This is a genomic window from Ottowia beijingensis (assembly GCF_013423955.1).
GTDB lineage: Bacteria > Pseudomonadota > Gammaproteobacteria > Burkholderiales > Burkholderiaceae_C > Ottowia > Ottowia beijingensis.
This window is the reverse complement of sequence record NZ_JACCKX010000001.1, coordinates 1,363,427-1,382,586: the sequence shown is the minus strand read 5'-3', so window position 1 is coordinate 1,382,586 and position 19,160 is coordinate 1,363,427. Positions and strand designations below refer to the sequence as shown.

Annotated in this window: 13 protein-coding genes and 6 pseudogenes; 8 read left to right on the top strand and 11 right to left on the bottom strand. The window is 70.0% G+C overall.

All coding sequences use genetic code 11. The features are described from left to right. Positions 1-119: 119 nt before the first annotated feature. Positions 120-290: a hypothetical protein gene (locus H0I39_RS06930; RefSeq protein ID WP_180550026.1), complete on the bottom strand. Its 171-nt coding sequence runs from the start codon at positions 288-290 to the stop codon at positions 120-122. A gap of 11 nt (positions 291-301) precedes the next feature. On the opposite strand from H0I39_RS06930, the gene H0I39_RS06925 reads away from it, so the two are divergent. Next, positions 302-820, top strand: coding sequence for a LysR substrate-binding domain-containing protein (locus H0I39_RS06925; RefSeq protein ID WP_180550025.1), 519 nt, complete (start codon positions 302-304; stop codon positions 818-820). A gap of 171 nt (positions 821-991) precedes the next feature. Here H0I39_RS06925 and H0I39_RS06920 read toward each other — a convergent pair. The 3 genes and pseudogenes from H0I39_RS06920 to H0I39_RS06915 all read right to left on the bottom strand — a co-directional run bounded on the left by H0I39_RS06920 (position 992) and on the right by H0I39_RS06915 (position 3,144). Continuing rightward, positions 992-1,743, bottom strand: a pseudogene (locus tag H0I39_RS06920) (tripartite tricarboxylate transporter substrate-binding protein). Further along, on the bottom strand, positions 1,653-1,961 hold the full coding sequence (locus tag H0I39_RS23715) for a hypothetical protein (protein ID WP_308645794.1): 309 nt from the start codon (positions 1,959-1,961) through the stop codon (positions 1,653-1,655). Before H0I39_RS23715 ends, H0I39_RS06920 begins: the two are co-directional and overlap by 91 nt. A 344-nt stretch (positions 1,962-2,305) precedes the next feature. Further along, a pseudogene (locus H0I39_RS06915) lies at positions 2,306-3,144 on the bottom strand (creatininase family protein). Between the two features lie 56 nt (positions 3,145-3,200). Here H0I39_RS06915 and H0I39_RS06910 point away from each other — a divergent pair. After that, positions 3,201-3,963: pseudogene (locus tag H0I39_RS06910) on the top strand (alanyl-tRNA editing protein). A 49-nt stretch (positions 3,964-4,012) separates the two neighbouring features. Here H0I39_RS06910 and H0I39_RS06905 read toward each other — a convergent pair. Then, a complete protein-coding gene (locus H0I39_RS06905; RefSeq protein WP_373368335.1) occupies positions 4,013-4,465 on the bottom strand; it encodes a hypothetical protein in 453 nt (150 codons plus the stop codon). Positions 4,466-4,725: 260 nt separating this feature from the next. Here H0I39_RS06905 and H0I39_RS06900 point away from each other — a divergent pair, with 260 nt between their 5' ends. Continuing rightward, positions 4,726-5,208, top strand: coding sequence for a DUF411 domain-containing protein (locus H0I39_RS06900; protein WP_180550023.1), 483 nt, complete (start codon positions 4,726-4,728; stop codon positions 5,206-5,208). Here H0I39_RS06900 and H0I39_RS21815 read toward each other — a convergent pair. Beyond that, positions 5,192-5,515: a hypothetical protein gene (locus tag H0I39_RS21815; protein WP_257646270.1), complete on the bottom strand. Its 324-nt coding sequence runs from the start codon at positions 5,513-5,515 to the stop codon at positions 5,192-5,194. The genes H0I39_RS06900 and H0I39_RS21815 overlap by 17 nt on opposite strands. On the opposite strand from H0I39_RS21815, the gene H0I39_RS06895 reads away from it, so the two are divergent. From H0I39_RS06895 to H0I39_RS06885, 3 genes are all read left to right on the top strand, one after another. Then, positions 5,501-6,151: a universal stress protein gene (locus H0I39_RS06895; protein WP_308645793.1), complete on the top strand. Its 651-nt coding sequence runs from the start codon at positions 5,501-5,503 to the stop codon at positions 6,149-6,151. The two genes, H0I39_RS21815 and H0I39_RS06895, sit on opposite strands and share 15 nt — an antisense overlap. A 107-nt stretch (positions 6,152-6,258) precedes the next feature. Further along, entirely contained in the window at positions 6,259-6,612 is a 354-nt protein-coding gene (locus H0I39_RS06890) for a hypothetical protein (protein WP_180550021.1), read from the top strand. Positions 6,613-6,981: 369 nt separating this feature from the next. Then, positions 6,982-9,321 (top strand): cytochrome P450/oxidoreductase, encoded by a 2,340-nt coding sequence (locus H0I39_RS06885; protein WP_180550020.1) that lies wholly within the window; start codon positions 6,982-6,984, stop codon positions 9,319-9,321. A 348-nt stretch (positions 9,322-9,669) separates the two neighbouring features. On the opposite strand, the gene H0I39_RS06880 is transcribed toward H0I39_RS06885, so the two are convergent. Next, on the bottom strand, positions 9,670-10,419 hold the full coding sequence (locus tag H0I39_RS06880) for an IclR family transcriptional regulator (protein ID WP_373368334.1): 750 nt from the start codon (positions 10,417-10,419) through the stop codon (positions 9,670-9,672). A 159-nt stretch (positions 10,420-10,578) separates the two neighbouring features. Between H0I39_RS06880 and H0I39_RS06875 the strand changes: the two genes are divergently transcribed. Further along, positions 10,579-11,550 carry a Bug family tripartite tricarboxylate transporter substrate binding protein gene (locus H0I39_RS06875; protein ID WP_180550018.1) on the top strand — a complete coding sequence of 324 codons (972 nt, stop codon included), beginning with the start codon at positions 10,579-10,581 and terminating at the stop codon, positions 11,548-11,550. 60 nt (positions 11,551-11,610) lie between these two features. On the opposite strand, the pseudogene H0I39_RS06870 reads toward H0I39_RS06875, so the two are convergent. Next, a pseudogene (locus tag H0I39_RS06870) lies at positions 11,611-12,860 on the bottom strand (class I SAM-dependent methyltransferase). Positions 12,861-13,074: 214 nt separating this feature from the next. Between H0I39_RS06870 and H0I39_RS06865 the strand changes: the two are divergent. After that, positions 13,075-15,336 carry a protein-disulfide reductase DsbD family protein gene (locus H0I39_RS06865; RefSeq protein ID WP_180550017.1) on the top strand — a complete coding sequence of 754 codons (2,262 nt, stop codon included), beginning with the start codon at positions 13,075-13,077 and terminating at the stop codon, positions 15,334-15,336. A 9-nt stretch (positions 15,337-15,345) separates the two neighbouring features. Here the strand turns inward: H0I39_RS06865 and H0I39_RS24595 are convergent. From H0I39_RS24595 to coxB, 3 genes and pseudogenes are all read right to left on the bottom strand, one after another. Beyond that, positions 15,346-16,640, bottom strand: a pseudogene (locus H0I39_RS24595) (PQQ-binding-like beta-propeller repeat protein). A gap of 235 nt (positions 16,641-16,875) precedes the next feature. Further along, positions 16,876-18,492 (bottom strand): annotated as a pseudogene (gene ctaD / locus H0I39_RS23990) (cytochrome c oxidase subunit I); the annotation flags it as partial. Next, positions 18,489-19,151, bottom strand: coding sequence for a cytochrome c oxidase subunit II (gene coxB / locus H0I39_RS06850; protein WP_180550016.1), 663 nt, complete (start codon positions 19,149-19,151; stop codon positions 18,489-18,491). The gene coxB and the pseudogene ctaD, both read right to left, overlap by 4 nt. Positions 19,152-19,160: the final 9 nt, after the last annotated feature.

The window sequence follows — 19,160 nt, the reverse complement described above, 5'->3', positions numbered from 1 at the left end:
CCATCGTTCTGACGGGCACAAACCCTGCTATTGATCGATAAGTCCTACTTGGAATGGACAAGAAAAGCCGTAGAACTCTCCTCCGAGTGCTCGTTTGCCGCGCGTGCATCGGGTAGCCATCAGTCCAAGGTTTCGCCCGCCGCAGCCAAGACCGGCTTCCAGCGCTGCATCTCCTGTGTCATGAATCTTCGATGGGCCTCTCGGCCGGTGCGCTCATCGGTGACAACGACCGCACCCAGGTCAGCCTGACGCTTCTGGAACTCCGGATCTTTCAGGCTCATCTTGAGCAACTCGTTGAGCTTTGAGACAACCGGCACAGGAGTGCCTTGGCGAGTTGCCAGACTCCAGGTTGACTGCCCGCCTGCTCGCACACAACCAGACGGTATTGTGCGCCTCGCCAAGCTATTTGAAGCGGGCGGGCTGGCCTGCGTCGCCACGCGATCTCACTCATCACGCCTGCCTGTTCATTCGAGAAAACGACGAGACGTTCGGTAGTTGGCACTTGCGTCATGGCAGCAAGAACGAGACCGTGAAGGTCAGAGGCCCGTTGGCCTCCAACGATGGCGAATGTGTTCTGAGGTGGGGTTTGGAAGAACACGGGATTCTGATGCGGTCACTTTGGGAGGTGGCTCCACTGCTGAAGTCTGGGAAGCTTCGACGTGTTCTCGCGGCATGGGCTTTGCCTCCCGCAGACATCTATGCCGTGTTTCCTTCTCGAACGCATTTACCGGCCAAGACGCGCGCATTGGTGGATTTTCTGCTCGTCTCATTTGAGCGCCACCGGCTCTCAGCAGACGGAGATTGGGCGCAATCAATCTGACATCGGATCCTTTGCAGCGGCGGCTTTCGATGGTGGAGCAGGCTTTTGCCCGCTTCTGTTCATCGCCCTCAATCAGCCTAGAACTCAAGCTGGCTGAAAGGTGTTGAGCGGCTGTTCCTAGCCGGACGCCAACCTCGGCGGCCCTCGGCGATCCCTGCCCGCGCTACCCGCTCACCTCGGCTCGAACCCGCTCTCCGCAATGATGCGCGACCACACCTTGGTGTAGGCGCGCTCGCGCTGGTCGAGCTGGCGCGGGCTCATGTATTCCACCGTCAGGCCCAGGTCGACGAGCCTGGCGCGCACGTCGGGTTGCGCCACCACCTGCTGCAGCGCGCGGCTGAAGCGGTCGACGAAGGTGCGCGGCGTGCCCTTGGGCGCCCAGATGCCGTAGAAGGGCGTATCTTCCAGGCCCTTCACGCCCAGTTCGCTGAAGGTGGGCACGTCGGGCATGGCGGCCTGGCGCTGGCCGCCCAGCACGCCGATCATGCGCAGCTTGCCGGCGCGCTGGTATTCGATGAAGTCCTGCACCGAGCCGACGCCGGCGGCGATCTGGTTGCCCAGCATGTCGGCCATCATGGGCGCGCTGCCCTTGTAGGGCACGGCCACCAGGTCGAGCCCCAGCGCTGGGCGATGAGCTGCACCAGAAACTCGGGCGTCGAGGCCGGCGCCGGGATGCCGACGGCGCTCTTGCCGCCCTGGGCCTTCACCCATTCCACGTACTCGGGCACGGTCTTGACCGGTGTGCCGGGCGACACCGCGATGCCGTTGACGAAGGTGGCGAAGCCGCCCAGCGGCGTGAAGTCCTGCTGCGGCGCGTAGCCCGGCTTCTTCACTACCTGCGGCAGGATGGAGATGCTGTGGTCGTGCGAGAGGAACACGGTGGTGCCGTCGGCGCGCGCGGCCTTGAGCTGCTGCGCGGCGATCTGGCCGCCGGCGCCGGGGCGGTTGTCCACCAGCACGGTGCGGCCCAGTTCCTTTCAAGCCGCTCGGCCAGCAGGCGCGCGATGACGTCGGAGCCGCCGCCGGCCGGAAAGCCCACCAGGATGTGGATGGGCGTGTCGTTGGCGGCCCAGGCTGAGGGCGCGGCGGCCACGGCGGCGGCGCTGAGCAGGGTGGCGGCGAAACGGCGACGACTGGTCATGAAGACTCTCCCGGATGAACTGCGAAGCGCCTGATTTTAGGGAGGGGCCTGCCGCTGACTTGAAGGATTGAACGCAGAAGTCGCCGAGGCTTGGCAATAAAACGCAGAGGAGCGGCGGCTGAAGACGGCTGATTCCAGTTCCAGATCAAAGCTGCCATAGCTCGTCATTCCGGCGCAAAGCCTGCCCCGTACCGCGATACGGGGCCGGAATCCAGACGGCGTGTGCGGAGAGCCATGGATCCCGGCCTTCGCCGGGATGACAGTGATTCACGCATTGAATTGGAAATGGAATGATTCTTCCGCGCCTTCTGCGCGGCCTGCGCGAGCGTCGCGCGCGAAGCGGGCTACCCGGCTTTCAGCGTGTCCGCCGGCAGGCGGTCGATTTCCTTCAGCAGATCGGCCAGGGCGCGGCCGGCGGCGTCCAGAAGGGCCATGCCGTCGTCCACGTTGGCGGCGGCGGCGTTGCCGGCGGCGCCTTCGTGGTTCAGGTCTTGCGCGGCCCAGGCCAGCTTGGCGCTTTGCCGTTGCCCAGGATGCGGTGCGCCGCCGCGCGCGCCTGCGAGCTGGATTCGAACGCCTGCATCTTCGACTGGCGCACCAGCCGGGGCTTGAGCGCCAGCATCATGGCCGTCTCCATCTGCCCCGCGTGCACACCGAAGCGCCGCTCTTCGGGCGAGAAGCGCGCCAGGATGTCCTCGCCGTCGGGCCCGTGCAGCGGCAGGTTGAACCAGCTCACGCTGTACACCAGCATGCCCAGCCGGGTGCGCAGCTCGCGCCCCACCACGTCCATCAGGCCCATGTTGCCGCCGTGGGTGTTGAACAGCACCAGCTTGTTCACGCCGCTGGCCGACACGCTTTCGGCGATGTCGGTCCACAGGCGCATAACGGTGTCGGCCTTCAGGCTGATGGTGCCGGCGAAGGCCGCGTGCTCCGGGCTGTAGCCGATGCGCTGCACCGGCAGGAAGAGCACCGGCAGGTCGGCCGGCAGGTGCGGCGTGGCGGCCTGCACCATGCTGTGCGCCAGGTTGGCATCCACCGACAGCGGCAGGTGCGGGCCGTGCTGCTCGGTGGCGCCCAGCGGCAGCACCGCGATGGCGCGGCCGAGGTCGAGCGAGGCGAAATCCGTCGTCACCAGGTCGGACCACTGGCGGGTGCGGGGCGGCAGGGGCGGGCGGGTGCTCATGGCGCGATCTTATTCCCAGCATGCACACCAAAGCATGACGCCGCTACCATGCGGCCATGACCGAAGAACTCTTCCGCCACGACGCGACGCTGACCGAATGCCCCGCCACCGTGGTGGCCGTGGGCGAGCAGGCTGTGGTGCTCGACCGCACCGTGTTCTACCCCTGGGCGGCGGCCAAGCCGGCGACACGGGTTGGCTGCGACTGGCCGACGGCACCGAGCTGGCGGTGGCGGACACGCGCAAGGAAACCGGCGAGGACGGCCTGCCCACGGGCCGTATCAGCCATCTGGTGGCGCCGGACCAGCGCGAGCAGCTATCGAAAATAAAGCAAGGTGATGCCGTCACCGCGCGCATCGACGCGCCGCGCCGCCAGCGCCTGATGCGCTTTCACACCGCCTCGCACCTGCTGTGCCACATCGTCGGGCAGCCGGTCAACGGCTGCTCGATCACGCCGGACTACGCGCGCATCGACTTCCACATGACCGAGCCGCTAGACAAGGCCGCGCTGACCGAGCAGCTGGCGCGGCTGGTGGCCGCCGCGCTGCCGGTGACGGTGGGCAGCGTGACCGAGGCCGAGCTGGACGCCAACCCGCAGCTGGTGAAAAGCATGAGCGTGCAGCCCCGCGCGGCAGCGGCGTGGTGCGCACCATCCGCATCAGCGGCGCGGGCGCGGGCGATGCGCTGGTCGACCTGCAGCCCTGCGGCGGCACGCACGTGGCCAGCACGGCCGAGATCGGCCCCGTGGTGGTGACCAAGATCGAGAAGAAGAGCGCCCACAGCCGGCGCGTGGTGCTGGGGTGGGGTGACGGCGCTTCATAAGCCAAATTGGCCGCCAGCGCCCGCCAGACAAGCGCAAGAAGCTATCAAATCAGGAATTATCGGGCGGCCCCAGCGCGCGCCCCACCAGCCAGCGCGCCAGCAGCGCCAGGCCCAGCGCGGCCAGCAGCACGTAGCCGGCCAGCACCCAGCCGAAGCTGGTGAGGAAGGTGGCCTGCGGCGCGATGTCCAGCGCCATGGCCACCGTCAGCGGCGCGGCGCCGTCGAGCGGCATGCGGATCAGCATGGCGCTGCCGCGCCAGGCGTGGCCGTCCTGGCGCCAGGTGACCAGCGGCGCGGGCTGCGCGGCGGCGCTGGGGCGGGCCAGCAGCGCCTCGGGCAGGTCGGTGTCGGGGCCTTGCTGGTACAGCGGCTGGCCCAAGGGATCTTGCACGCGCACGGCCAGGTCGGCTTCGTCGCCGAAGTGCGCGCGCAGCTGCGCCGGCAGGCTGGTCAGCGCGGCGGTCTGGTCGACCCGCGCCAGCAGGGCGCGCGCCTCGGCCAGGTGCGCGTGCAGGCGCTCGCGGTCGCGCGATTCGAAATGCAGGTTCAGCGCCAGCAGCTCACCGCCGCCAGCAGCGCCAGCGCCAGCGTGCAGGCGGCCGTCAGCCACAGCGCCAGGCGCGTGGCCGACGGCGGTGGGCGCGTGTCGTTCAGGGTCTTCAAGTCGGCAGGACAATGGTGCACATGCGCGCCAGTGTGCCCGTGTCGCCGGTGGAACCCGGCGCGGGGTGGATGATTGGCGCCTGAACCAGGAGATTCACCATGCAAAAGTCACAGCAACGTCGCCGCCACGCACTGCGGGCGCTGGCCCTGGGCGCCCTGGCCGGCGCCGCGCCGTGGGCCTGGGCGCAGAAGCGCGCCGAACCCATCGCCGTGGAGGTGTGGAAGGACGCCAGCTGCGGCTGCTGTGGCGACTGGATCGCGCACATGGAGCAGAACGGCTTCAAGGTGACCACGCACGACACCGGCAACAACGCCGTGCGCGCGCGGCTGGGGTTGCCGGCCAGGCTGGGCTCGTGCCACACCGCGCTGGTGGGCGGCTACCTGGTCGAAGGCCATGTGCACGCCGACGAAGTGCACCGCCTGCTGCGCGACAAGCCGGCGGCGCTGGGGCTGGCGGTGCCCGGCATGCCCATCGGCTCGCCCGGCATGGACGGCCCGGTGTACGGCGGCCGGCGCGACGCCTACGACACGCTGCTGGTGCTGCGCGATGGCAGCACGCGCGTGTTCAGGCGCCACGCCTGAGCCACCGCATGGCGCAGGCCAGCACGGCGCGCGGTATTTTCCTGACACACTTGGCAGGTGCCGCGCGGCGCGCTGGTGCCCGGCCAAGCCTGGCCGTTCCTACCGTCCAACCCTGAAGGAGCTCTTCTCGCATGTACACCCGAATCCTTGTCCCGGTCGATGGCTCTTCCTTCTCGAACCAGATGCTGCCGCTGGTCGGCGCCATCGCCCAGACCACGGGGCGCAGCTGGCGCTGTACCGCGCGGTCGAGAAAAGCGACAAGCTGGCCGACGTCGAACGTGAGCTGCAGGCCGTGGCCGGCCAGCACGGCGCGCAGGCCGTGGCTGCCGAGGTGCACGGCGACGTGGCCGACGCGATCCGCCAGGAGGCCGACCGCGTGCCCGGCACGCTGGTGGCCATCACCTCGCATGGCCGCTCGGGCGTGATGCGCGCGGTGCTGGGCAGCACGGCGCTGAACGTGCTGCGCGCCGGCGGCAAGCCGATCCTGGTGTACCGCCCCGACGAGCGCCACCCCGCGACCGGCGCGGCGGCCGCCATCCAGCACATCGTGATGCCGCTGGACGGCAGCCCGCTGTCCGAATCCATCATCCCCGAGGCCGTGCAACTGGCCAAGTGGCTGAAGGCGCGGCTGGTGGTGGTGTCGGTGATCGACCCCGAGGCCACGCGCTCGGCCGGCATCGTGGCCGGCAGCGACGTGATGGAATCCGCCTACGTGCACCGCCAGGCCAGCAACATCCAGCGCGACCACGGCATGCACGTGGGCTGGGAGGTGCTGCACGGCGATCCGCAGGAGGCCATTCCGCAGTTCGTGCGCAGCCTGCCCAACGCCATGCTGGCCATGACCACGCGCGGCCGCAGCGCGGTGCAGTCGGCGCTGCTGGGCAGCGTGACGGCCGCCGCCCTGCGCGAGGGCGGCGTGCCGGTCTACACCCGCATGCCCTGACGTGACGCGGCGCGGGCCTGGCCCCGCGCCCACGGGGCGCGCCGGCTGAAGCGCACAGGGGGCCTCGTCCCACAAGCGCCGGCCGCCGCGCGGGCCAGACTGTGCCCATGAGCCAGAGCCAACCCACCCCACCCACCGAGCCCATCGAGACCACCACGCCGCTGCAGCCCGCCACCGGCACGCGCGAGACCGTCGACCTGACCGAGGCCGCGCCGACCGACGCCCAGTTGCTGCCCACCGAACGCGAGCAAACCCCGGCAGCCAGGCCCCCGCCGCCGGCCAGGACAAGACCCAGGAGGCGCGCACGGCCTACGACGACGCCGTCAAGGGCCGGCCCGACACCTCCAGCGCACCCCAACTGCAGCGCTCGCCGAACGCCGATCCACGGCAGTCAGATTAAGAGCCGAATCGGCCTTCAGCGCCCGTCCATAGGGTGCTTTCAGCTATCAATTCAGAAGTAAAGGGCGGCTGCACGAAGCTCATCCGCTGTGTGGGAGCGGGCTTGCCCGCGATGCAGCGCATCGTTGCGTGCAGCGCCGAATCGCGGGCAAGCCCACTCCCACACCGGTGACGGGCCGTACCCCAGCGGCAGTGCCTGATACAAATTCGTCGCTTCAAGAAATGACGAATGACGAATGACAAATGACTTCGCTGCGCTTCAATGACCAATGGCGCATTCGTCATTGGTCATGCGGCGCCAGCCGCGGTCATTTGTCATCGGTTTTGAATGCAGAACGGTATCAAGCGCTGTGCGCCAGCGCCGCCGGCTTGCGAAATTTCGCTTTGCGTAGTTAAATTACGCGTTTGATCTTTCATCAGGCTGCCGCGCCATGTCCCTCGCATCCACCACCGCCCGCTGCCCCATCGACCACGCCGCCCTGACGGGCCAGACCGGCCCCACCGGCTGCCCCATCAGCGCCGGCGCGGCCGAGTTCGACCCCTTCGCCGACGGCTACCAGCAAAGCCCGCCCGACTACGTGCGCTGGTCGCGCGAGCAGGAGCCGGTGTTCTTCTCGCCCCAACTGGGCTACTGGGTGGTCACGCGCTACGACGACATCAAGGCCGTGTTCCGCGACCACGAAACCTTCAGCGCTTCGATCGCGCTGGAGAAGATCACGCCGACGGGCGACGAGGCCAACGCCGTGCTGGCCAGCTACGACTACGCCATGAACCGCACGCTGGTGAACGAGGAAGAGCCGGCCCACATGGCGCGCCGCCGCGTGCTGATCCAGCCCTTCACGCCCGAGGCGCTGGTGGAGCACGAACCCATGGTGCGCCGCGTGGCGCGCGAGTATGTGGACCGCTTCATCAACGACGGCAAGGCGGATCTGGTCGACCAGATGCTGTGGGAGGCGCCGCTCACCATCGGCCTGCACTTCCTCGGCGTGCCCGAGGAGGACATGGCCCAGTTGCGCCAGTATTCGATCGCGCACACCGTCAACACCTGGGGCCGGCCCAAGCCGGAAGAGCAGGTGGCGGTGGCGCACGCGGTGGGCAACTTCTGGCAGCTCTCGGGCAAGATTCTGGAGAAGATGCGCCAGAACCCCGACGAGCCGGGCTGGATGCAGTACGGCATCCGCAAGCAGAAGGAGTACCCCGAGGTCGTCACCGACTCCTACCTGCACTCGATGATGATGGCCGGCATCGTGGCCTCGCACGAAACCACGTCCAACGGCATCGCCAATGCGCTCAAGCTGCTGTTGCAGCACCCGGCGGTGTGGCAGGAGCTGTGTGACGACCCGAGCCTGATCCCCAGCGCGGTGGAGGAGTGCATTCGCCACAACGGCTCGGTGGCGGCGTGGCGCCGCATCGCCATGCGCGACGCCACGGTGGGCGGCGTGCACATTCCGGCTGGCAGCAAACTGCTGATCGTGATGGCCTCGGGCAACCACGACGAACGCCACTTCGCCGATGCCGACCGGCTGGACATCCGCCGCGACAACGCCAGCGACCACCTGACCTTCGGCTACGGCTCGCACCAGTGCATGGGCAAGAACCTGGCGCGGCTGGAGCTGCAGGTGTTCCTGGAAGAGTTCACCAAGCGCCTGCCGCACATGCGCCTGGCCGAGCAGCGCTTCGACTACGTGCCCAACACGTCGTTTCGCGGCCCCAAGCACCTGTGGGTGGAATGGGACCCGGCGCACAACCCCGAGCGCGCCAACCCCGCCATCCTGCAGCAGCAACTGCCGGTGCGCCTGGGCGAGCCGTCGAAGCAGACGGTGACGCGGCCCATGGTGGTGGAGCGCGTGACGCGCATCACCGACGACACGGTGCTGCTGCGCCTGGTGGCGGCCAACGGCCAGCCGCTGCCGAAGTGGCAGCCCGGCGCGCACATCGACATCGAATGCGGCGACACGGAGCTGTCGCGCCAGTACTCGCTGTGCAGCGATCCGGCCGACCTGAGCGCCTACGAGATCGCCGTGCTGCGCGACCCCGAAAGCCGCGGCGGCTCGACCTGGGTGCACGACCAGTTGAAGGCCGGCGACACCGTGCGCATCCGCGGCCCGCGCAACCATTTCCGCTTCGACGAGACGGCGAAGCGTGCCATCTTCATCGCCGGCGGCATCGGCATCACGCCCATCGCCGCCATGGCGCGCCGCGCGCGGCTGCTGGGCATGGACTACGAGATCCACTACAGCGGCCGCGGCCGCGCGTTGATGCCATTGCTGGAGGCGCTGGTCGCCGAGCACGGCGAGCGCCTGCACGTCTACGCCAAGGACGAAGGCCAGCGTGCCGACCTCACGGCGCTGCTGGCAACACCGCACGACGGCGTGCGCATCTACGCCTGTGGCCCCGAGCGCATGCTGAGCGCGCTCGAAGCCTGCACCGCGCACTGGCCCGACGACGCACTGCGCATCGAGCACTTCCAGACCGAGCCGCCCACGCTCGATCCGAGCAAGGAGCATGCCTTCGAGATCGAGCTGAAGGACTCCGGCATCACCCTGCAGGTGCGCGCCGACCAGACCATCCTGTCGGCGCTGAAGGGCGCCAACATCGACGTGCAGAGCGACTGCTGCGAAGGCCTGTGCGGCTCGTGCGAGACGCGCGTGCTGAGCGGCGCCGTGGACCACCGCGACGTGGTGCTGACGCGCGGCGAGCGCGACGCGCAGGACCGCATGATGGTGTGCTGCTCGCGCGCGGCGGGCGACAAGCTGGTGCTGGAGCTGTAGGCGTTGCAGGCGGTGGGGTGGGGTGCTGCGCGGCCTATACTCCCCTATAGGTCGTCTGCAGCGCCCGTCTGACGGGTGCTGCAGGCATATACTCCCATGTTTTTCGGGTTACGCCGTTGGTGGGAGCGGCTTGCCCGCGATGCAGCGCCTTATCTCACCATCACGCCCCATCGCGGGCCAGCCCGCTCCCACAGCGCTGTCGACCTGAAAGCGCCTCCTACGAAATCGCTTTCAAGAATGACGAATGACCAATGACTTCGCTGCGCTTCAATGACCAATGGCGCATTCGTCATTGGTCATGCGGCGCCAGCCGCGGTCATTTGTCATTGTTTCGAATGCAAAACGGTATCAGCCCCGCTCCCCGTCAAACCCCAGCGCCGCGCTGATCGCATCCGCCTCCTGCCGCACGCGCGTGGCGATGCGGCCTTCCGGCGCGGCGTCGAAGCCGCCTGCGGCGCCCAGCGCCGTCAGCACCGCCGCCACCTGCCCGGTGTGCAGCCGGATCGGTGCCGCCACGGCGCTGATGCCGGGCGACAGCAGGCCCTCGACCGACGACAGGCCCTGCGCGCGCACCCGCGCCCGCAGGCCCGCGACCGGGTCCTTGCCCTTGAGCTGCGCGCGCTGCACCGGCGTGGCGCCGTCCCAGTCGCGCCGCGCCTGCGTGTCGATCTGCGCGCCCTCCGACCACGCCAGAAACGCCTGCCCCGTGGCCGACCACAGCAGCGGCAGCACCGAGCCGGCGCGCACGTTCACCACCACCGGCAGGGCCGGCTCCTCGATGCGCAGGATGGTCGGGCCCTGGTTGCCCATCACGGCGATGAAGCAGGTCACGCCCAGCTCGTCGCGCAGGCGCGCCAGCGCCGGCTCGCCGGCACGCACCGGGTCGCACTGGCGCAGCGCGGCCAGGCCGATGTGGATGGCCTCCTGGCCCAGAAAGTAGCGCTGCGTGGCCGCGTCCTGCGCCACCAGGCCTTCCTCCACCAGGCTGGCCATGTAGCGGTGCACCTTGGCCGTGCTTTCATCCACCGCCTGCGCCACGGCCGTCAGGCTGGCCGCGCCGCCCAGCCGGGCCAGCGCCTTCAGGATGCTCATGCCCATCTCGGCAGACTGCACGCGGCGGCGGCGCGGTTCGGCGGGGGCGGGGCGGGGCGTTTTCGGGCGGTCGTCATGGGGTGGAGCGTATCGGTAGAAATCCGGAGAAGCGATTGCGCAATGGGAAGTAGTATTACGCGTTTTGATCCGCATCAACCTTTCACCATGAAGTCTTTGCTCTCCGCCGCCCTCGTCGCGCTGCCCCTGGCACTGGGTGCCACCACCGCTGCCGCGCAGACCTATCCGTCCAAGCCCATCCGCTGGCTGGTGCCGTATCCGGCCGGCGGCGGCTCCGACTTCCTGGCCCGCACCATCGGCCAGCAGCTGTCCACCCACATCGGCCAGCCCGTCACCATCGAGAACAAGCCGGGCGGCAACACGGCCATCGCCGCGTCCGACGTGGCGCGCGCGGCGCCCGACGGCTACACCGTGCTGTCGGCCGACAACGGCACCATGGTGTTCAACTCGGCGCTGTACAGCAAGCTCACCTACAACCCCGACAAGGACCTGACCCCCGTCACGCTGATGGGCCGCTTTCCGATGATCCTGGTGGTCGGCCCCAACTCGGACGCCAGGGACGCCAAGGACTTCATCGCCAAGGCCAAGGCGGCGCCCGGCAAGCTCAGCTACGGCTCGGCCGGCGCCGGCAGCCCGCACCACCTGGCCATGGAACTGCTCAAGACGCAGGCCGGGCTGCACATGGTGCACATCCCCTACCGCGGCGCCGCGCCGGCGCTGGGCGATCTGGCGGGCGGGCAGATCCCGGCCATGATGGTCGACCTGGCTGCCGGTGCGGGCTTCATCAAGTCCGGCAAGGTGCGCGCGCTGGCCGTGGCCAACGACAAGCGCCTGCCGCAGCTGCCCGACGTGCCGACGTTTGCCGAGCTGGGCTTCAAGGGCGTTGAGGCCGCCGCGCTGGTCGGCCTGGTGGCGCCCGCGGGCGTGCCGGCCGACGTGGTGAGTGCGCTGCAGAAGCAGGTCAAGGCGGCCATCGACCAGCCGGCCGTGAAGCAGAAGCTGATCGAGTTCGGCGTCGAGCCCGTGGGCAGCACGCCGGCCGAATATGGCGCGCTGCTGAAGTCCGAAGTCACGCGCTGGCACAAGCTGATCAAGGACCTGAAGATCACGCTGGATTGAGTCGATCGATGCGCTCGGCGACAAGGCGGCCCGCGGGCCGCCTTGTCGTTGGTGGGGCGGTCAGCGCGCGCCGCCGTACACCCAGCGCCGCGACCAGGGCAGCGTGGCCGCCGGCTGACCGGCGCGCCGGCACAGCACCTGGAACAGCGACAGCTCGTCGTGTTCGAAAGCCCACTGGCAGCCCACCAGGTACATGCGCCAGATGCGCCAGGTCTTCTCGGGCACCAGGGCTTTCAGGCGCTCGGTTTTCGCTTCGAAGGCCTCGCTCCAGCACTGCAGGGTGCGCGCGTAGTGGCGGCGCAGGCTTTCGGCGTCGAACGGCTCCAGCCCGCCTTCCTGCAGCGCCGTCATCACGGTGCCGATGTGCGGCAGCTCGCCCTGCGGGAACACGTAGCGGCCGATGAACTGGCCACCGCCGTAGCGGGTCTCGCCGTTGTGCGCGTCGCTGGAGGTGATGCCGTGGTTCAGCGCCCAGCCGTCGGGTGCCAGCAGGTTGCGGACGATGCGGAAGTAGCTGGCCAGGTTCTTCAGCCCCACGTGCTCGAACATGCCGACGCTGCTGATGCGGTCGAACGGGCCGCGCACGTCGCGGTAGTCCTGCAGGCGGATGTCGATGCGGTCGCCCAGTCCGGCGGCGCGCACGCGCTCGGTGGCCAGCTCGAACTGGTTCTGCGACAGCGTGATGCCGACGCAGCGCGCGCCGAACGCTTGAGCCGCCCGCAGCACCAGCGCACCCCAGCCGCAGCCGATGTCCAGCAGCGTCTGGCCCGGCTGCAGGCGCAGCTTGGTCAGGATGTGGTCGATCTTCTGCTGCTGCGCGGCGGCCAGCGTCTCGTCGCCCCGCTCGAAGTAGGCGCAGGAATACACCATCGCCGGGTCCAGCCACTCGGCGTAGAAGGCGTTGGAGACGTCGTAGTGGTACTGGATGGCGGCGCGGTCTTCGGCGCGCGTGTGGCTCACGGCGTCGGCCACGCGGTGGGCAATGCGCTGCACCCAGCCGGGCTGGCCGTCGGCACTGCTGCCAGCCACGGCCAAGCGGTGCGCCATGTCCATGATGTCGTGCGCGGTGCCGCTCACGTCGATGTGGCCTTCGACGTAGGCGCGGCCCAGGTGGTCGAGCGAGGGGTGAGCAGCGCCGCCGCGCCGGCCGCGTCGCGCACGTCCACGACGACACGCGGCTGCTCGAAATCGCCCAGGCGCAAGCCGCTGCCGCCGCTCCAGCGCACCAGCAGCGGCAGGTTCAGGCGCTGGCGCAGGCGCTCGGCCCAGGGGGACAGGGCGGCGTCCAGGGGTGTGGTGGACAATCGCATCGCTGGCGTCTCCTTCCAGGCGGTGCGGCAGCACCGCCTGCGGGCTGCCGTGATGGTCGAACCAGAACTTCGGTGAAACCGCAAAATACCACATCGGCGGCGTTCGCGCTGCCCCGGGCCTGTAGGACATCGCCCGCTCCGGTTGTCGGACGGCGGAACTTCCGGCCCCGTGGCGGCTCCCAACCTGTTGCCTGTGTTTGCCCTGATGAATTCGATGCGCGCTCTGGTCTCCCGCTTCTATGCTTCCTTATTGATAGCTGTTGGCGCCCTGTGGGCGCCGGCTCAGGCCCAGAATCTTCCCAAATCCGAGGTGCGCACCGACCAGGTGGTGGCCACGCTGCTGGCCCATGCGCCGCAGGGCGTGCCCATCGGCCAGACGCCCGAGGCGGCCGCCGGCCAGCCGGTGTGGGTGGGCCTGCAGCTGACGCACGCCAAGGACTGGCACACCTACTGGAAGAACGCCGGCGATTCCGGCATGCCGACCGAGCTGCACTGGACGCTGCCGCCCGGCGTGATGGCGGGCGATGTGGCCTGGCCGCTGCCGGCCAAGTTCCCCATCGGCCACCTGGCCAACTACGGCTACGACGGCACGGTGCTGCTGCCGGTGCCGCTGATCATCACGCCCGAATACAAGCCCTCGCCGCTGGCCGACGCGCTGGAAGTCAAGCTGAAGGCCAGCTGGCTGGTGTGCCGGCAGGAGTGCATTCCGCAGGACGGCGAATTCGCGCTGCAGCTGCCGCTGCGCAGTTCCACCGCGCTGCACGGCGCGGCATTCGACGCGGCGCTGAAGGCCCAGCCGACCAGCGTGACCGGTGAGCACCAGATCGAGCTGACCGACGGCGGCCAGCGCCTGGCGGTGCGCGTGGCCGGCCTGCCCGCCAGCGTGCAGGGGCAGACGCTGGAGTTCTTCCCGGAGACGCCCAACATCGTGGTCACGGCCGCCACGCCCGCCAGGCCGGGCGAGCCGGTCGGCCCCAGGACGTGGAGCCAGCACTGGGACGGCGCGGTGTGGACGGCCGACATTCCGGTATCGCCCGACCGCGCCGATGCGCCCGAGACCATGCCGCTGGTGCTGGTGACGGCCGACCAGGCGCAGGGCTGGCGCGCCGACGCGCCGGTCAAGGGCGCCTGGCCCGCCGTGGCGCCGGTGGCGGTGGTGTCGCCCGCGCTGGAGGCCGCGCTGGCGGCCAATGCCAATGCCAATGCCAATGCCAGCGCCGCGGGCACAGCCGCGGTGCCTGCGTCTGCTGCCAACACGTCGGTGCCCACGGTCACCTTCCTGCTCGCGCTCCTGGGCGCCGTCATCGGCGGCATGGTGCTGAACCTGATGCCCTGCGTGTTCCCGGTGCTGGCGATCAAGGTGCTTGGCTTCACCCGCCATGCCGACGACCGGCGTGCCCACCGCATCAGCGGGCTGGCCTACACGGCGGGCGTGGTGCTGTCGTTCCTGGCGCTGGGGGCGCTGATGCTGGCGCTGCGCGCGGCCGGGCAGCAGCTGGGCTGGGGCTTCCAGTTGCAGTCGCCGGGCGTGGTGGCGGGCCTCACCGTGCTGTTCACCGTGATCGGGCTGAACCTGGCGGGCGTGTTCGAGTTCGGCCACTTCCTGCCCAGCAGCGTGGCCTCGCTGCAGGCGCGGCACCCGGTGGCCGATTCGCTGCTTTCCGGCGTGCTGGCGGTGGCCGTGGCCTCGCCCTGTACGGCGCCGTTCATGGGCGCCTCGCTGGGGCTGGCGGTGGCGCTGCCGGCGTGGCAGGCGCTGGCGGTGTTCGCCGCGCTCGGTTTCGGCATGGCCTTGCCTTACCTGGCGGCCAGCTGGTGGCCGGCGGTGGCGCGCCTGCTGCCGCGGCCCGGCGCGTGGATGGACACGTTCAAGAAGTTCATGGCCTTCCCGATGTTCGGCACCGCGGTGTGGCTGCTGTGGGTGCTGGGCCAGCAGACCGGCATCGACGGCGCGGGCGCGCTGCTGGCGCTGCTGGTGACGCTGGCGCTGGTGCTGTGGGCGTTCGGCCTGCAGGGCCGCACGCGCCTGCTGATTGCTTCGCTTTCGGTAGCGTTCGGCGCTTTCCTGCTGGCCACCATCGGCCCGAACGTCATCCACACGGCGCTGCCCGCAGCGCAGGCCGCAGCGGCGGCGGGCGAGCGCTGGCAACCCTGGTCGCGCGAGCGCGTGCAGGCCGTGCTGGGCACCGGCCAGCCGGTGTTCGTCGACTTCACCGCCGCCTGGTGCGTGACCTGCCAGTACAACAAGAAGACCACGCTGGCCAACGACGAGGTGCTGAACGCGTTCGACGCTGCCAAGGTGCAGACCTTCCGCGCCGACTGGACGCGGCGCGACGCCACCATCACCGCCGAACTGAACAAGCTCGGCCGCAGCGGCGTGCCGGTGTACGTGCTGCAGGCGCCCGGCAAGCCGCCCATCGTGCTGAGCGAAATCCTCAGCGTGGCCGACGTGAAGGCGGCGCTGGGCCAGCTGTAGCGGTAGGCGTCAGCGGCCGCCTTGGGGCAGGGCGAACACCACCAGGCTGTCGCCCAGCTTGGTTTCAAAGCGCGCGTGGCCGCCGGCGGCAATGGCCACGTACTGCCGCCCCTGGTGCATGTAGGTCATGGCCGATGCCTGGGCGCCGGCGGGCAGGCGCCCTTCCCACAGCAGCTCGCCGCTTCGGGTGTCGAAGGCGCGCAGGTAGTTGTCCTGCGCGGCGGCGATGAAGGTGAGGCCCGAGCGCGTCACCACCGCGCCGCCGAGGTTGGGCGTGCCGATGCTGATCTTCAGCCGCGTCGGGATGCCCAGCGGCCCGGTGTCGAAGCCGGTGCCCAGGGGCGCGACCACAGCAGCCGGCCGCTGCGCACGTCGGTGGCCGACAGAAAGCCCCAGGGCCGGTCGATGCAGGGCACCTGCAGCGGCGACATCCAGTTGGGCCGCGCCACGCCATAGGGCGTGCCGGCCTGCGGCGCAATGCGCTGGTCGGCGCGCGCGCCGCCGTCGCCCAGCGCCCGGTCCTCCACCCGCGCGCGGCGTCAGCGTGATGCGGTTCGGCAGGCGGCTGTGGTTGGTGATGAGCAGCTGCGCCTGGGGATCGACCGCCAGCCCGCCCCAGTTCATGCCGCCCACGATGCCGGGAAACAGCAGGATGCCGCCCGGGTTCTCGCTCGGCGGCGTGTACATGCCCTCGTACTCCATCTGGCGGAAGGCGATGCGGCACAGCGCGGCGTCGATGGGCGTCAGGCCGAAGCTGTTGGCCTCGGTCAGCACCTCGGGCTCGGGGCCGGGCATGCCGGCGAAGTTGGGCATGCCGACCGATTGCGGCTGCGTCGGCGCGTAGCGCTCGCCCGGCAGCGTGCCGGCGGGCACCGGGCGCTCCTGCACCGGCTTGACGGCCTCGCCGGTGCGCGCGTCCAGCACGAACACCGAGCCGGTCTTGGTGCCCTGCACCACCACGCGGCGTGGCGTGCCGTCGACGTCGATGTCGGTCACCAGGGCTGCGCGCCCAGGTCGTAGTCCCACAGGTCGTGGTGCACGGTGTTGACGTGCCAGCGCGTGTTGCCGGTGTGCATGTCGAGCGCCACCACGGCCGAGGTGAAGGCGTCCTCGGCCGCCGTGCGGTCGCCGCCGTACTGGTCGGCGGCGGCGTTGCGGCGGCGGCTGCGCGGCCTCGGTGTGCGGCAGCGCGTGCTGCCCGCGGCCGATGGGCAGCGCGCCGTGGTCGTGCGGCAGGCCGGCGTCGCGCGCGCCCCACACGAAGCCGGCCGCCGCCGCCAGGGCCAGGACACCGGCCGCCGCATACAGCTTGAACAGCAGGCACAGCACCACCGCGCACACCAGCAGCGCCTGCCACAGCGGCACCCAGGTGCTGCGCGGCAGCACGATGAACTGGTCGATGCGGCCGGACGCCATCTCCACGCCCAGCGTTTCCTGCCAGCCGTGGCGCGTGCCGCCCAGGTAGCCCTGGCCGGCCGCCAGTTGCGGCCCCAGCGTGGCGGGCTGAAGCTGGTCGGCGCGGCGGTCCACCTGCGGCAGAGAACCGAAGGTGTACAGCGGCGGCGGCGTGGGCGTGGCCCATTCCAGCGTGCCGGCGTCCCATGGGTCGCGCCGGTAGCGGCGGCCGCCGCGCAGCTGCAGGATGATGTCGATGGCGATGATGGCGAAGCCGATGGTGAGCACGAAGCCGCCCACCGACGACAGCAGGTTCAGCGCCGTCCAGCCGTCGCCGTCGCGGTAGGTGTAGATGCGCCTCGGCATGCCCAGCAGCCCGGTGAGGTGCATGAGGAAGAAGGTGGCGGTGAAACCCGTCACCAGCGTCCAGAACCCGGCCACCGCCAGCCCCTGGCCCGGCAGGCGCCCGGTGCGGTGCGGCAGCCAGTAGTAGATGCCGGCCAGCAGCGGAAAGATCAGCCCGCCCGTCAGCACGTAGTGCAGGTGTGCCACCACGAAGTAGCTGTCGTGCGCCTGCGTGTTGAAGGGCACGATGGCCAGCATCACGCCGGTGAGGCCGCCACACACGAAGACGATGAAGAAGCCGCTGACGAACAGCATCGGCAGCCGCCAGCGCGGCGTGCCGCTGGCCAGCGTGCCCAGCCAGGCGAACACCTGCACCGCCGTGGGCACCGCCACCGCCACGCTGGCCAGCGAGAAGAACGCCAGCGCCAGGTGCGGAATGCCCACCGTGAACATGTGGTGCACCCAGATGCCCATGCTGAGGAACACCATGCCGACGATGGCCACGATCACCGCCACGTAGCCCACCAGCGGCCGCCGCGCGAACACCGGGATGATGGTCGACAGGCAGCCCGCCGCCGGCAGCAGGATGATGTAGACCTCGGGGTGGCCGAACAGCCAGAACAGGTGCTGCCACAGCAGCGCGTCGCCGCCGCGCGCCGGATCGAAGAAGGGCAGGCCGGCGGCGCGCTCCAGCTCCAGCAGGATCGAGCCCAGGATCAGCGGCGGAAAGCCCACCAGCATCATCGCCGCCGCGCCCAGGATGTACCAGGCCAGGATCGGCATGCGCTCCAGCGACATGCCGGGCGCGCGCAGCTTGAGGATCGAGGTCAGCGTCTCCACCGCGAAGCTCACGGCCGAGATCTCGACGAAGGTCACGCCGAGCAGCCACACGTCGGAGTGGATGCCGGGCGAATGCGCGTTGGACGACAGCGGCGTGTACATGAACCAGCCGCTGTCCGGCGCGGCGGCGAACAGCATCGAGCCGACGATGATGGTGCCGCCCAGGATGTAGCACCAGAAGCCGAACGCCGTCAGGCGCGGAAACGCCATGTCGCGCGCGCCCAGCAGCTTGGGCAGCAGGTAGATGGCCAGCCCCTCCAGCACCGGAATGGAGAACAGGAACATCATCACCGTGCCGTGCATGGTGAACACCTGGTTGTAGATGTCCGGCCCCAGGAAGGCCGCGCCCGGCGTGGCCAGTTGCGCGCGGATCAGCATCGCCAGCAGCCCGCCGATGGCGAAGAACACGAACGACGCCACCAGGAAGCGGATGCCGAGCTGGTTGTGGTTGACCGAGGCCAGCGTGCGCCAGCCGCGCCCGGTGGCCCACACGCGCGACAGCGCCGCGTGGCGCCGCAGCGGGCTGACGGCGCGGGCATCGTCGTCGTAGGGCAGCGCGTCGTGGCGCGGGTTCATGGCGCGACCTCCGCCGCCAGCGCGGCCTCGAACGCGGCCGGCGCATGCACCACGGTGTCGAAGCGCATGGTGGTGTGGTCGGTGCCGCAGAACTCTGCGCACTGGCCGCTGAAGCGGCCGGCGGGCAGCCGGTCGAGGTGCATCACGTTCACGTGGCCGGGCAGCGCATCGAGCTTGCCCGCCAGCCGCGGCACCCAGAAGGAATGGATCACGTCGGCGCTCGTGATTTCCAGCCGCACCGGGCGCCCGGCCGGCAGGTGCAGCACGCGGTGCGCGCGGCCCGGCTGCAGCTGCGGGTAGGCGAATTCCCAGTGCCACTGGCGCGCCGTCACGCGCACCACCAGCGCGTCGGCGCGCGGCGTGGCGCGCTGCTCGCCCACCCACAGGCCCCAGGCCACCAGCGGCGGCAGCACCAGCGCCGGCAGCACCACCGCGCCCCAGAAGATCCAGCGCCGCCCGTGGGCACTGCGCGGGCGCTCGCTGGGCCGCGCCGCCCACACGAACAGGGCCAGCACCAGCGCGAACAGCACGCCGCTGCCGGCCAGCATGGCCCACCACAGGCCCGACACCGCCTGCGCCGGCGCGGCGGCGGGCGCCAGCGCCGACAGGTGGCCCTGGCATCCGACCAGACCTCCCAGCACGGCGCCAGGCGCTACCATGGTCCACCG